A 13,276-nucleotide genomic window follows, 5' to 3' on the forward strand; every position below is an offset into this window, starting at 1 on the left:
TCTTGCGTCGTTGTTGTTACTGCATGGAATCCTTCGTTCATCGCTACAAATCAGTTGCCTGATCGATAGACGGCCACACCTTGCGGTTCTATTGCGCGTGAACCGATCACAAAAGCATCGTCGGCGACATCGGCCAGCGTGTATGTCTGATCGCCGTAGTTCAACACGTAGGTCAGCGCGCCGCGACGGCTGAAGCGCACGGTGTCGCCGAGCGATGTCGTTTCGACGCCCGCTTCCCCGGCGATTCGCTTCAGAAGGCGGACCGTCAGCGCATCGTCGAACAGGCTCGCAAGATAGTGAAACGCGCCGCTTTTCACGTAGGCGGGATGACCGTCAGCGAAACGGGCACGCACGTCGAGCGAATCCGCGGCATCGCTGTCGATGAAATCGCGCCAGTGGCGCGCCACGCCGTCCTCCTGAGTCGCGCTCTGGTTATCCACGAGCAGCACGGCTTCGGTCACATTCGGCCGCATCGATTCGACTCGCCACACACGCAGCGGCAACACAGAAGCGAGCGCGCCCGGCGGCAGGTTCGCCGGAATCTGCACGTCTGCCGTCTTCGAACCTGTGCGGGGACCCAGCACGACTTGCGCGCCCGAGCTCGCCAGCCGCGCCGCGAAATCCGCAGGTACAACCGGCAGCGGCGGCACGACGATCAAACGATAGCCGTCGAGCGCTGCATCGACCGGCACGATATCGACATCCAGTCCGAGCGCGCGCAGCGCCGAGTAGTACTCGAATGCGAAACGCGGATAGTGAAAATCCGCGCCCTGCGGATGAATCTCGAAGAGCCACTTCGCTTCGTAGTCGTAGACGAGCGCAACCTTCGAGCGGATCGCTGCATCGGCGTCGGCGTTCGCTGCGAGCACCGCGCGAATCTCGTCGGCAACCTGCGCAGCTTCGTTGCCACCCACGTCGAGCCGGTTATCGGGCGTATTCAAACCGGCATGCATCTGCTCCTGCGCGAACGGCGCCTGGCGCCAGCGAAAATACGACACGCAGCCTGCGCCGTGCGCGAACGCCTCCCAGCTCCACAGCCGCACCATGCCGGGCAGCGGCGCCGGGTTCCACTGTGCCCAGTTCACCGGGCCCGGCTGCTGCTCCATCACCCAGAACGGCAGCTTCGACATGCCGCGGTACACGTCATGATTGAACGAGGCGAAGTCGGGATGCCCGCTGCGCAACCAGCGCGCTTTCACGTCCGGCGCGAACCACTGCTCTTCGAGTGCGCCGAGCGGATAGCTGTCCCATGCAGCAACGTCGAGATCGGTCGCCACCTTGTAGTGATCGAATTCGGTAAAGAGCTGCATGAAGTTGTGCGCAACCGGCCGCCCCGGCGAATGCGCGCGGATGATCTCGACCTGCATGCGGTTGTAGCGCGCCACTTCGTCGGAGGCAAAGCGCCGGTAATCGAGCCGGTGCGACGGATGCGCCTCGGTGACGGTCGCCACCGGCGCGTCGATCTCGTCGAAGCTGCGGTACTCCATGCTCCAGAACACCGTGCCCCACGCACGGTTCAGCGCATCGATGGTTTGATAGCGCGCCTTGAGCCACTCGCGAAAACGCCCCACTGCCGCGGGCGAATAGCTGACCACCGTGTGATGGCAACCGAATTCGTTATCGGTCTGCCAATAGGCAACGGCGGGATGCTCCCCGTAACGCTCGGCGACTGCCGTGCAGATTCGCTGCGACGCGGTGAAATATGAGGGCGAGGAGAAATCGTAATGACGGCGTGAGCCAAAGGCGCGCGGACGGCCATCCGCACCGATCGGCAAAATGTCCGGATGACGGTCGATCAGCCACTTGGGCGGCGTCGCGGTAGGCGTGCACATGACCACCTGCAAACCGGCCGCGCCGAGTACATCGACCGCGCGATCGAGCCAGCCCCAGTCGTACTCGCCAGGCGTTGGCTCCATCCGGCTCCACGCAAATTCGGCGATACGCACCTGCTCGATGCCAAGTGCTTTCATCCGGCGAGCGTCGTCTTCCCACATCGACTCCGGCCAGTGTTCCGGGTAATAACAGACTCCAAGGCGCATCCGAATATCCTCTATGCGTAGTGTTCGACGGATTCGAGCGAAGCGGCGGCAAAGCCGTCTTCGGTAAACAAATGGCAGGCGCGGCTCGGAACACGCAAGCTCGCGCGGTCGCCCGGCGCGAGACGTGTGTCGCCCGGCGCCTTGGCGATCAGCGTGGCGCCACCCGGCTGATCGAGGTGAACATAGCTGTGCTCGCCGAGCTGTTCGACTAGCGATACGGTGCGGATCAGCACGGCGTCCTGCGAATTGTCAGAAGCTGCCCCGTCGATGAATTCGAGGTGTTCCGGGCGCACGCCGAGCGTGACGGGTTGCGCTGTCTGCAAACCTTCACCGCTGACCGGCACGCGCACGTTTTCGTCAGTGTGATCGAGCGTCACGACCACCCCTTGCGGATCGACCGACGCTACACGCCCCGGCAAAAAGTTCATCCGCGGTGAACCGATGAAACCGGCGACGAAGCGACTCTTCGGCCGGTGATACAACTCGAGCGGCGCGCCGATCTGCGCGATGCTGCCGTAGCGTTCCGTGTCCTTGCCGGCATGCAGCAGCACGATCTTGTCGGCGAGGGTCATCGCTTCGATCTGGTCGTGCGTGACGTACACGACGCTGGCTTTGGCGAACTGCTTATGCAGCCGCGCGATTTCGATGCGGGTCTGGCCGCGCAGCGTAGCGTCGAGATTGGAGAGCGGTTCATCGAACAGAAACACGCCCGGCTCGCGCACGATGGCCCGGCCAATCGCCACGCGTTGCCGCTGTCCGCCGGACAGTGCTTTGGGCCGGCGCTCGAGCAGCGCCTCAAGTTGCAGGATGCGCGCGGCTTCCCGCACCTTGCGGTCAATTTCGTCCTTGGGGGTTTTGGCCAGCTTGAGGCCGAAGGCCATGTTCTCGAACACGGTCATATGCGGAAACAGCGCATAGCTCTGGAACACCATCGCCACACCGCGCTGCGCCGCTGGGACGTCGTTGACGAGGCGGCCGGCGATCGACAGGTCGCCGTCGGTCACGTCTTCGAGGCCGGCGATCATCCGCAGCAAAGTGGATTTGCCGCAGCCCGACGGGCCGAGAAACACGCAGAACTCGTTCTCGCCGATCTCCAGATCGACATCGCGGATCACCAGCGCGCCGTCGCCATACGCCTTCTGCACGCCCCTCAACGAAATGCTCGCCATTGCATCGACTCCGTGATTTAATCGGCTCGACGTCGGAGATTAAGCGCTTAATCAGCAGGGCCGAAAAAAATCGATCGCTACCGATCGCTGGGGCCTTGCCTGTCTCCGATATCGTTTTGTCTGTGCGGCAAATGGTGCCGCGCCTTGGGCTTTGATGCAAATGTCGGACACCCATCCCAAATATTGAATACGCATTATGACAACCCTTAGCGAAGTCGCGCGTCACGCCGGCGTCACCCCTGCCACGGTGTCGAACGTGCTGCGCAATCGCGGCCGGGTCGGCGCGAGCACCCGGCAGCGCGTGCTCGATGCCGTCGACGCGCTCGGCTACCGCCCGCATCTGGCCGCCCGCGCGCTCGCCGAGGGCCGCGCGCCGACGCTGGCGTTGATGGTGTCGAGCATTGCCAATCCGTTCTATCCGGAGTTCGCGCTCGCGGTCGAACACGCGGCGCGCAAAAGCGGCCACTTCGTGATCATCTGCAATACGAACGAAGATCCGCTGACCGGGCGGGCCTATCTCGACCAGATCGCAGGGACGCTTTCCGAAGGCGTGCTCGTCACCAATGCGAACCTGGACTTTGCAGACCTTCATACGACCGAATCGCGCGGCACGCCCGTGGTGCTGTGCATGTGGGAACGGCCGAATGAACCGCCGGGGCTGCCGTGTGTAGCGGTCGATTTTCGTCTGGCAGGCGAATTGGCCGCCACGCATCTGCTGACGCTCGGGCATCGGCGGGTCGGCGCGATTGTCGGCAGCAAGGCCTCGGGCATTCACGCAGCGCGTTACGAAGGTTTTGTCGATGCGCTGCACGCGGCCGGCGCGCCGAAAGGACGGGTTAAGCACGCGCCCGATACGATACAAGGCGGCTACGCCGCGGCACGCGCACTGCTGGAAGCCGACCCAAAACTCACCGCGATCTTCGCGACCAACGATCTGCCGGCGCTCGGCGCGATGCACGCCGCCGCCGATCTTGGCCTGAACGTGCCGGGTGATCTGTCCGTGATTGGCATTACCGATATTCAACTGGCGCGCGAGTCGCGGCCTGCATTGACCACAATCGCCGTGCCCACTGTCGAAGTTGCCGACCTGGCGGTGTCGCTGCTGCGCGAGTTGATCGAATCGTCGTATGGGCAAGCGGGTCGTCAACCGGCGGCAAGCGTGCCGATGCGGATTTCCTCGGCGCCGAAGCTTGTTGTGCGCGCGTCGACGGGAGTACCGCGCCCGAGGTAACGTGGCCGTAACAACATCGAAGACGTTACGTAGCGAACCCTGACTACGGCCGCCCTCACCTCTCAGGTCGCCGTCCGAAAACGCCCGTATCAAGCGGTTCCGCGGCAAAAACACTGTTTCAATCAGTCCATCCATGCAGTTGGCACGGTCCCTGCAATAAAGCAGGAAAGGCCGAGCGCCGGCATGACTCACATGCCGCCCACGCTCCCCCAACCGGCCAGGCCAAGGCCATAACAAGCATGGATACTCAAATGACTGCCGCTCTTCTGCTGGACGCCGATCTCGCCGAACAGACCACCGACGCAGACTCGACCTTCGCGCAGCGCCATCCCTTGCAAATCGCAGTTTGCCTGCGCAAGCTGATGGCCGGACAGGACTTCGTGACGGTGGAATTCAACGGCCGCCAGATCGTGACGCAGATACTCGAAGTCGATTCGCGCAATGCCCGCTTTATCTTCGACGCCGGCAGTACGCAGTTGGACAATTACGCGCTGCCGTCTGCTCGCCAGTTGATCTTTCGCAGTTTGCCGGGCGGCATTCGCACGGAGTTCACGACGCTCAACGCAGACCCGATCATGTTCGAAGGACGCCCGGCGTTCGAGGCAGCCTTCCCTTCACTTCTGTACTACGTTCAGCGTCGCGAGTTCTTCCGCGTGCAAACGCCCGTGCTGGATCCGTACGTCGCTAGCGGGCCGTATGCAGACGGCGATTCGTTCAGGCTCGAACTGCAGGATCTTTCATTGGGTGGCGTGGCGTTGAAAACCGCCGATGCGCGTTTCGGCTCGCTTGAAAGCGGCACCGTATTGCGCGACGTCACGCTGCAACTCGGCAGCTTCGGCACGCTTCGCCTCGATCTGGAAGTCGTCGCGCCGCGGCAACTGACTACGCCGAAGGGCGACCTGCGCTTCGTGATCGGCTGCAAGTTCGTGACGACGCCGGGGCCGGCCGAACGGATCTTGCAGCGTGTCGTCACGCAACTCGAAACGAAGCGTCAAAGGCTCACGCCGCGCGGATGAGTTCCTTCCGGTAAGCCCCTTCAGCCCCTTCAGCCACGCACCGCGTTGGAATCGCGCCGGGTTCCAAACCAGACTGCTGAACCTCGGCATCTTCACTGGTGTGTCAACGCCTGCAGGAGATCGGGCGCGCCGGCAAGCCGATACGGCGGAATCTGCCGAATCGCGCTTTCGCCTGCAGGAGCGCCCGTGAGCAGATGAACGGCAAGGTCGAACGTCGTCGAGCGGCGCGTAAGCATCAGGCAGGTCACTTCGTCCTGCAATGCACGGGTGGCATGCCAGCAACGCGGCCGCATGCAGATCCCCTCCCCGACGGGCACCCTGAAAGCGGCCAATGAATCAAGGTTCGGGTGCCCCTCCGCTGTACTCGTCGCGACAATCTGAACGACAGGTCCAGTTAGCGGCACCACGGCCTGCTCAGTCAGCCAGTGCGCCTCGAGCTTCATCACCTCGGCTTCGCGATCGCGGTATCTGACCCACAGGATTTCTGGATCTCCGGACAGTCCGGCATCGAACAGGTGCTCGCGCCAGAAATCGGAAGACGGGCTTGCGAACGAAGGCGCCGCGCTATCTTCCGGAAACGGTTTTCCCAACATCCATCCATAGGGTTCGAAAGTGCCGGCAGTAAGCGGTTGAACGGTCAGAGGCGTGGCAGTCGGCATCTCGGTTCAGGCCTTTGATAATCAATCGAAGAAAAACATCACGGGATGCCGCTCAATGAGGCGGCAGTGCTTCGTCGGTGTCTGGAAAGAGTGCGATATCCGGTCCGTTTTCCAGGCTGAACTCTCGCATGACCTTTTGCGCCAGATGCGTGATCGACTCGCATAGCAAACTGTCCGGACTGCGCCGGAAGGACGCGAAAAGCGGGAGTTCCGGAACCCGATGCGTCACTTTCAGCAGTTGCAGATGACCGGACTCCAGCTCGCGGGTCACGAATGCTGTCGGCAGAACCGCAATACCGAAGCCGTCGAGTACGAGCCTGATAATCGCCGCAACCGAAGACACGCAGTTGATTTGCACACGCGGCTCACCGGCCGCTGCAAACAGGCCGGCGACAAACACATGCGGCGACGAATGACGGGCAAAGCTCACAATCGGAAAGCTCGCCAGTTCAGCTTCCGATAGTGCTTCAGCCGAGAGATTCAGCGAGGGACTCGCAACCCATCGCATCGGCAATGCCCCGAGCGAAACATTTTCCGCGTCTGCACCTGAGACAACGGTGCTCAAAAAAGCGATATCGACGTTGCCATTAACGAGCTGCACGGACAGATTCGTCGAGGTGTCACAGGTCAGCTCGATCGTCAGATTCGGATATTCGTCCCGCACTCGCCGCAGTAACTCGGGAAGCCACGTATGCACGACGGACTCCATCACGCCGACCCGCAACAACCCGCTCACGTGCGAGCGGTCGCTTACGCTTGCGAGCATGTCGTTCGTGAGTTTCAGAATCTGCTCAGCGAAGACCAGCGCTTTGGTCCCTTCCTGGGTCAGCTTGACATCGCGCGGTCCCCGATCGAATAGACGCACGCCGAATTCCTGCTCGAGCGCAGATATCCGACTGGAAATTGCAGCCTGTGTCGCATGCAAGCGCTCCGCTGTCAGCCGGAAATTGCGCAGCTTGGCGAGCCATACAAACGTTTCTAGAAAACGGACATTCATCAAACACCCTGTGTAGTCGACGGACGCGCAACCCGATTCCACCTATTGCGCCCGCGCAAACGGACAGCCTCAGCGCATCGGCAGAGTTTAGCGCCGCAAAATCGGCCCCGTGACAATAAAAACTGGCCGCCTGGACCAACTTTTTGTTGTGACCGTGGCGGCTCAACGCGCAAGGGGCGGACTATCGGGAAAGCCCTGGGGACAATCAGATTTATCTATCGCCGGTCAATAAAATAAGTCGTTGGACGGAAGAATTTGGCGTTCGAATACTCATTGAACCGAAAACCAAGGAGCCGCCCATGTCACCCTCGATCAATAAATTGAATCGAACGCTGCAAACAACCGCCGCAGCGTTGCTGCTCGGCGCTGGCGGCACGAGCTTTGCCGCGGAACCGGCCGTGATCCTGATTGGCCATGCCGCGCCGTTGACAGGGCAGCTCGCGCATATGGGCAAAGATAGCAAAAATGCGGCGCGGCTTGCCATCGACGAGATCAACAGCCAGCATCCGGTGATCGATGGCAAGGCGGTCCGCCTGCAGCTGGACGCTCAGGACGACGCTGCCGACCCGCGCACAGGCACCCAGGTTGCCCAGAAACTCGTTGACGATGGCGTGGTAGCCGTAGTCGGCGACATCAACTCCGGCGTTTCGATCCCGGCATCGAAGATTTACAGCGAGGCCAGTCTGGTGCAGATCTCGCAAGGCTCGACCAATCCCACGTATACGCTGCAGGGCTTCAAAACGACCTTCCGTGTGGTCGCGACCGACGCACTGCAAGGGCCGGCACTGGCCCGCTACGCAATCGACTCAATGCACGCGAAGCGAATTGCAATCGTGGACGACTCAACCGCATACGGCCAGGGTCTCGCGCAAGAATTTGAAAAAGCGGCAAAAGCACGAGGCGCCGTTATCGTGGCGCACGAAGCGACAACCGATAAAGCCGTCGACTTCCGGGCGATTCTGACGAAAATCAAAGGTCTGAAACCCGACGCAATCATGTACGGCGGCTCGGACGCAACGGCCGGCCCGCTGGCGAAACAGGCGGCGAACCTCGGCATCACCGCAAAGGTGCTCGGGGGCGACGGCGCCTGCACGGACAACATGACGCAACTTGCCGGCAGCGCGATTGCCAACGTGACGTGTTCAGAAGCCGGGCTTGCCCTGTCGAAAATGCCAAAGGGTCAGGACTTCGACAAGCGTTACGTGGCGCGCTTCAGAACGCCGATCGACGCCTACGCCCCGTTCACGTATGACGCCGTCTACGTTATTTACGACGCAATGAAGCGGGCAAACTCGACCGACCGATCGAAAATTCTCGCGGCGATGCCTGCCACCAGCTATGACGGCGTAATCGGGCACATTGCGTTTGACCCACATGGCGACCTGCGGGACGCCGCGATCACGATCTACCAGTTCAAGGACAACAAGAAGACCGTGATGGACGTCATCAGAATGTGATCCGGCCGAAAGCGACGGATATTGCGTACATGGTGTTACGCCCAGCCATCACTGATTACCCTTCGCGACGGCAGCCCATCCCGTCGCGAAAGACCACCTAATACTTCAATCACCTTACAAGCGAGCCAGGACTTTCCCGAAGTACCTGCGCTCGATCTTGCATCGCATCACTCCCGCAAACCCCCGTCACGTAAGGCCTGCAGCCTTGGCAACTGCTTTGGCGCATCAACGGCCTCCCCGCTCGTTTCCTTGACTCTCGTCCCTCCGCCTGCTCTACTAAATCAACCAAAGTGATTTAAGCGATCGATTTCGGACGACATCGGAATCGCATCAGGTTCGAAACCCGATCGCAAATAGGTGGCAAACAGGCGGCAAGCGCGCAGCGTTCGCGTATGCAATCACCAGCAGTTCACAACGTCGTGACCAATAACCGGAGGAGCGTCCCATGAATCTGAATTCCCGCAGGCATCCTGTCGCCAGGAAAATCGTGTCGATGTGCGTCGCGGCATCGGCCGTGTGGTGTGCGAGCGCGAGCCAGGCGGCCGACCAGCCTGTCGTCGGTCTCATCACCAAGACCGACACCAACCCGTTCTTCGTGAAGATGAAACAGGGCGCCGAAGCAGCGGCATCGAAAGACGGCGCCAAGCTGCTCACCGCCGCCGGCAAGTTCGACGGCGACAACGCGAGCCAGGTCACCGCCATCGAAAACATGATGACGGCCGGCGCGAAAGCGATTCTGATCACACCGAGCGACACCAAGGCGATCGTGCCGAGCATCAAGAAAGCGCGCGCCGCCGGTGTGATGGTGGTCGCGCTCGACACGCCGACCGATCCGCAAGACGCCACGGATGCCCTCTTCGCCACCGACAACTTCAAAGCCGGCGTGCTGATCGGCAAGTACGCAAAAACCGCCATGAACGGTAAGCCCGCGAAGATCGCGACGCTCGACCTGGCTCCCGGCGTCTCGGTCGGCGTGCTGCGTCATAACGGCTTCCTGGAAGGCTTCGGCGTGAAGGAAGGCGATCCGTCGATTGTTTGCAGCCAGGACACCCGCGGCGATCAATCGAAGGGCCAGACGGCGATGGAAAACTGCCTGCAGAAATCGCCGGATATCAACGTGGTCTACACGATCAACGAACCGGCTGCAGCGGGTGCGTATCGCGCGCTCAAGGCAGCGGGCAAGGACAAGAGCGTGATGATCGTTTCCATCGACGGGGGCTGTGAAGGCGTGCGCAATGTGAAGGCCGGCGCGATTGCCGCGACCTCGCAGCAGTATCCGTTGAAGATGGCCTCGCTCGGCGTGACGGCGGGTGTCGAGTATGCGAAGACCGGCAAGAAGGTCTCCGGCTATCAGGACACCGGCGTGACGCTGATCACCGATAAGGCGATGTCCGGCGTCGACAGCAAGGATACGAAGTACGGCCTCGACAACTGTTGGGGCAACAAGTAAAGCGTACTGAATGGCGGCCCACTTCGCCGGGCCGCTCACGGATTGCCAGCCACTGAACTGCCGGCCGCGGGATACCCCGCTGATCGCCGGTACGCCAGATGGCCGGCCGCCGGATCGCCGGCCGCCGTAATTGCCACGTGGCTTGCACGTCACGTTCATGCATCGAGGACCCTATCATGTCGACACCTTCCGCGCCTGCCGGCCACCCGCGCACCTTTACCGACCGTTTGCCGTCGCTCGCAGAAATCGGACCGCTAATCGCGCTGCTGCTGGCCTGCGGTTTCTTCATTTCGCAGAGCAACCGGTTCCTGTCGTTCCAGAACCTCTCGCTGATCCTGCAGCAGACGATGGTGGTTGCCGTCATCGCCATCGGCCAGACGCTGATCGTGCTGACAGGCGGGATCGATCTGTCGTGCGGGATGGTGATGGCGTTCGGCTCGATCATCATGACCAAATTCGCGGTCACGCTCGGCGTGCCGCCCGTTCTCGCGATTCTGTGCGGCATCGCCGCGAGTGCGTTGTTCGGCGCGCTCAATGGCGTGCTGATCACGCGGATCAAACTGCCCGCCTTCATCGTCACGCTCGGTACGCTGAACATCGCATTCGCGCTCACGCAGATCTATTCGAACGCGGAGAGCGTCTCGAACCTGCCGGACGCGATCATGTTCCTCGGCAATACGTTCAAACTCGGCCCCGCCGATGTCACCTACGGCACGGTGCTGACGTTGCTGATGTATGGCGCGACGTGGTTCGTCTTGCGCGACACCGTGCCCGGCCGGCATCTGTACGCGCTCGGCAATAACCCCGAAGCCGCTCGCCTGATGGGCCTCTCGTCGCAAAAGATCCTGCTCACCGTGTATACGCTGGCCGGTGCGATCTACGGCATCGCTGCACTGTTGTCTGTCTCGCGCACCGGTGTAGGCGATCCGCAGGCGGGACAAACCGAGAACCTCGACAGTATTACGGCAGTGGTGCTGGGCGGCACGAGTCTGTTCGGCGGACGTGGTTCGATTAGCGGAACGCTGCTCGGCGCGCTGATTGTCGGTGTGTTTCGTAATGGCTTGACGCTAATCGGTGTCTCTTCGGTCTACCAGGTGTTGATCACCGGCATGCTGGTGATTCTCGCGGTTGCCGCGGACAAACTTTCCCATCGTCGCGGTTGAACGTCCAAAGGAATCTGTCATGTCGACACCTACTTCCGCTTCTGCCGTGATGCCCGTTCTGCAAGCGCGCGGACTCGTCAAACGCTACGGCAACGTCACCGCGCTCGACGGCTGCGATTTCGAAGTGCTGCCCGGCGAGATTCTCGCCGTGATCGGCGACAACGGCGCGGGCAAATCGTCGTTGATCAAGGCGCTTTCCGGCGCCACCATCCCCGATGAAGGCGAAATCCTGCTCGACGGCAAGCCGGTCAGATTCCGCAGCCCGCTGGATGCGCGCGCTCAAGGTATCGAAACCGTGTACCAGGAACTCGCGGTGGCGCCCGCCATGAGCATCGCCGAAAATCTGTTTCTCGCCCGTGAGCTCGTCAAACCGGGCTGGCGCGGCTCGATCTTCAAGATGATCGACAAGCGCCGCATGCTCGACGAAGCCACCGCGCACATGAAAGATTTGCAGATCGGCATCCGCTCGATGCGCCAGGCGGTCGAAACGCTATCCGGCGGCCAGCGTCAAGGCGTGGCTGTCGCGCGCAGCGCAGCGTTCGCACGGCACGTGGTGATTCTCGACGAGCCCACCGCCGCACTCGGCGTCAAGGAAGGCAACATGGTGCTCGAATTGATCCGCCGCGTGCGTGATCGTGGCCTGCCGGTGATCCTGATCAGCCACAACATGCCGCACGTGTTCGAAGTCGCGGATCGTATTCATATCCAGCGGCTCGGCAGGCGTGCCGCAGTGGTCAACACCAAAGACATCCACATGTCGGAGGCTGTGGCGATCATGACGGGCGCGAAGCAGGCGGACGTCAAGGCGATTGCATGATGCACGCATCCCGCTGAGAGGCACACGACGATGGACACCACCGGTACACGTTCGCCTCTCAAACGCACGGTCGGCTCGAACCAGGTCGGCATGCGGCAGTTCAACGAACGGATCGTTCTACAGGCAATCCGTTTGCATGGGCCACTGCCGAAAGCCGACGTGGGCCGTCTCACGCGTCTGTCGATGCAGACCGTTTCGATGATCGTCGACCGTCTGATCGACGACGGGCTGCTCGAGAAGCAGGCGCGCGTGCGCGGCCGCATCGGCCAACCCTCGGTGCCGATCGCGCTGCGTGCGGACGGCGCGTACACCATCGGCATCAAGGTGGGCAGACGCAGTCTCGACGTGCTGGCAATGGATTTCGCGGGCCACGTGGTGTGCCGCGATGTATTCGACTATGCCTATCCCGATCCGCGCACGCTATTCCCCGCGCTCGAAAGCAAACTGGCGCGCGTGAATCAAACGCTCGGCGCGAAGGCAAACAAAGTGGTTGGCGTGGGCGTCGCGGCGCCGTTGTGGCTCGGCGGCTGGCGCGACTTTCTCGGCGCCCCGCAAGATGCGCTGGAAGCGTGGCACGAGATCGATCTGCGCAGTCGCATCGCGACGATGACGGGCTTGCCCGTCGAGTTCGCCAAGGACACCACCGCGGCCTGCGCGGCAGAACTCGTGATGGGCCAGGGCCGCGGGATTCACAATTTTCTGTACCTGTTCGTCGGCACGTTTATCGGCGGCGGCCTGGTGATCGACGGCCGTTTGCATGCCGGACCACACGACAATGCGGGCGCAGTCGGCTCGATACCGCTGCGGGACGGCAACGCACGCAAACCCGCGCGGCAACTGCTGCACGCAGCATCGGGTTTCGTTCTGGAGCGGCTATTGAGCGACGCAGGCGTGCCGCCCTCCGCCGCGCACGATCATCGCGCGTTGTCGCCTGAACTGTGGCGGCAAACCGAACAATGGCTCGACACCGCGTGCCCTGCGATCGCCAATGCATTGACCAATGCGGCTGCGTTGCTGGACCTGGAAGCGGTGGTGATCGACGGCGAACTCGACCGGCAACTGGTCCGCGAAATCATCCGCCGAACCGAGCGCGTGCTCGATCGTTTTGAATGGGAAGGCATGGTGCGTCCGCAACTACTGGAAGGCACCATCGGCGCCGACGCGCGGGCGATGGGCGGCGCAATTCTCCCGCTATACGCGCATTTCGCGCCTGTGCACGAGCTTTTCCTTAAGCCGGCAACGGATGCCGGCTATTAGGCGCCCTTGCTCATCGCGCGT

11 protein-coding genes are annotated in these 13,276 nt (G+C 61.9%); 7 read left to right on the forward strand and 4 right to left on the reverse strand.

Going from position 1 to position 13,276, the window contains the following annotated elements; translation table 11 throughout:
• Positions 1-50 precede the first annotated feature (50 nt).
• Positions 51-2,039, reverse strand: coding sequence for a beta-galactosidase (locus R8871_RS01045; protein ID WP_175048651.1), 1,989 nt, complete (start codon positions 2,037-2,039; stop codon positions 51-53).
• A gap of 11 nt (positions 2,040-2,050) precedes the next feature.
• Positions 2,051-3,208: an ABC transporter ATP-binding protein gene (locus tag R8871_RS01050; protein ID WP_175048652.1), complete on the reverse strand. Its 1,158-nt coding sequence runs from the start codon at positions 3,206-3,208 to the stop codon at positions 2,051-2,053.
• A gap of 196 nt (positions 3,209-3,404) precedes the next feature.
• On the opposite strand from R8871_RS01050, the gene R8871_RS01055 reads away from it, so the two are divergent.
• Positions 3,405-4,439, forward strand: coding sequence for a LacI family DNA-binding transcriptional regulator (locus R8871_RS01055; protein ID WP_175048653.1), 1,035 nt, complete (start codon positions 3,405-3,407; stop codon positions 4,437-4,439).
• 251 nt (positions 4,440-4,690) lie between these two features.
• On the forward strand, positions 4,691-5,455 hold the full coding sequence (locus R8871_RS01060) for a flagellar brake protein (RefSeq protein WP_175048654.1): 765 nt from the start codon (positions 4,691-4,693) through the stop codon (positions 5,453-5,455).
• Positions 5,456-5,547: 92 nt separating this feature from the next.
• Here R8871_RS01060 and R8871_RS01065 read toward each other — a convergent pair whose 3' ends face one another.
• Positions 5,548-6,114 carry an ureidoglycolate lyase gene (locus tag R8871_RS01065; protein WP_175048655.1) on the reverse strand — a complete coding sequence of 189 codons (567 nt, stop codon included), beginning with the start codon at positions 6,112-6,114 and terminating at the stop codon, positions 5,548-5,550.
• Positions 6,115-6,166: 52 nt separating this feature from the next.
• The gene (locus R8871_RS01070; RefSeq protein WP_175048656.1) at positions 6,167-7,111 is read right to left on the reverse strand and encodes a LysR family transcriptional regulator; all 945 of its coding nucleotides are present in this window, start codon (positions 7,109-7,111) and stop codon (positions 6,167-6,169) included.
• Positions 7,112-7,410: 299 nt separating this feature from the next.
• Here R8871_RS01070 and R8871_RS01075 point away from each other — a divergent pair, with 299 nt between their 5' ends.
• From R8871_RS01075 to R8871_RS01095, 5 genes are all read left to right on the forward strand, one after another.
• Entirely contained in the window at positions 7,411-8,568 is a 1,158-nt protein-coding gene (locus R8871_RS01075; protein WP_175048657.1) for a branched-chain amino acid ABC transporter substrate-binding protein, read from the forward strand.
• A gap of 445 nt (positions 8,569-9,013) precedes the next feature.
• Positions 9,014-10,018: a sugar ABC transporter substrate-binding protein gene (locus R8871_RS01080; protein ID WP_175048658.1), complete on the forward strand. Its 1,005-nt coding sequence runs from the start codon at positions 9,014-9,016 to the stop codon at positions 10,016-10,018.
• 176 nt (positions 10,019-10,194) lie between these two features.
• The gene (locus R8871_RS01085) at positions 10,195-11,181 is read left to right on the forward strand and encodes an ABC transporter permease (RefSeq protein ID WP_093645352.1); all 987 of its coding nucleotides are present in this window, start codon (positions 10,195-10,197) and stop codon (positions 11,179-11,181) included.
• A 19-nt stretch (positions 11,182-11,200) separates the two neighbouring features.
• Complete coding sequence (locus R8871_RS01090) at positions 11,201-11,998, forward strand: ATP-binding cassette domain-containing protein (protein WP_175048659.1); 798 nt, start codon at positions 11,201-11,203, stop codon at positions 11,996-11,998.
• A gap of 30 nt (positions 11,999-12,028) precedes the next feature.
• Entirely contained in the window at positions 12,029-13,255 is a 1,227-nt protein-coding gene (locus R8871_RS01095; RefSeq protein ID WP_175048660.1) for an ROK family transcriptional regulator, read from the forward strand.
• Positions 13,256-13,276 lie beyond the last annotated feature (21 nt).

The sequence above is a fragment of the Paraburkholderia sediminicola genome, assembly GCF_902859805.1.
GTDB lineage: Bacteria > Pseudomonadota > Gammaproteobacteria > Burkholderiales > Burkholderiaceae > Paraburkholderia > Paraburkholderia sediminicola.

Excerpts from the sequence above, each read along its gene's own strand:
- R8871_RS01085 (WP_093645352.1), top strand. The coding sequence starts at position 10,195 with ATGTCGACACCTTCCGCGCCTGCCGGCCACCCGCGCACCTTTACCGAC.
- R8871_RS01095 (WP_175048660.1), top strand. The coding sequence starts at position 12,029 with ATGGACACCACCGGTACACGTTCGCCTCTCAAACGCACGGTCGGCTCG.
- R8871_RS01065 (WP_175048655.1), bottom strand. The coding sequence starts at position 6,114 with ATGCCGACTGCCACGCCTCTGACCGTTCAACCGCTTACTGCCGGCACT.
- R8871_RS01090 (WP_175048659.1), top strand. The coding sequence starts at position 11,201 with ATGTCGACACCTACTTCCGCTTCTGCCGTGATGCCCGTTCTGCAAGCG.
- R8871_RS01050 (WP_175048652.1), bottom strand. The coding sequence starts at position 3,208 with ATGGCGAGCATTTCGTTGAGGGGCGTGCAGAAGGCGTATGGCGACGGC.
- R8871_RS01070 (WP_175048656.1), bottom strand. The coding sequence starts at position 7,111 with ATGAATGTCCGTTTTCTAGAAACGTTTGTATGGCTCGCCAAGCTGCGC.
- R8871_RS01075 (WP_175048657.1), top strand. The coding sequence starts at position 7,411 with ATGTCACCCTCGATCAATAAATTGAATCGAACGCTGCAAACAACCGCC.
- R8871_RS01055 (WP_175048653.1), top strand. The coding sequence starts at position 3,405 with ATGACAACCCTTAGCGAAGTCGCGCGTCACGCCGGCGTCACCCCTGCC.
- R8871_RS01045 (WP_175048651.1), bottom strand. The coding sequence starts at position 2,039 with ATGCGCCTTGGAGTCTGTTATTACCCGGAACACTGGCCGGAGTCGATG.
- R8871_RS01080 (WP_175048658.1), top strand. The coding sequence starts at position 9,014 with ATGAATCTGAATTCCCGCAGGCATCCTGTCGCCAGGAAAATCGTGTCG.
- R8871_RS01060 (WP_175048654.1), top strand. The coding sequence starts at position 4,691 with ATGACTGCCGCTCTTCTGCTGGACGCCGATCTCGCCGAACAGACCACC.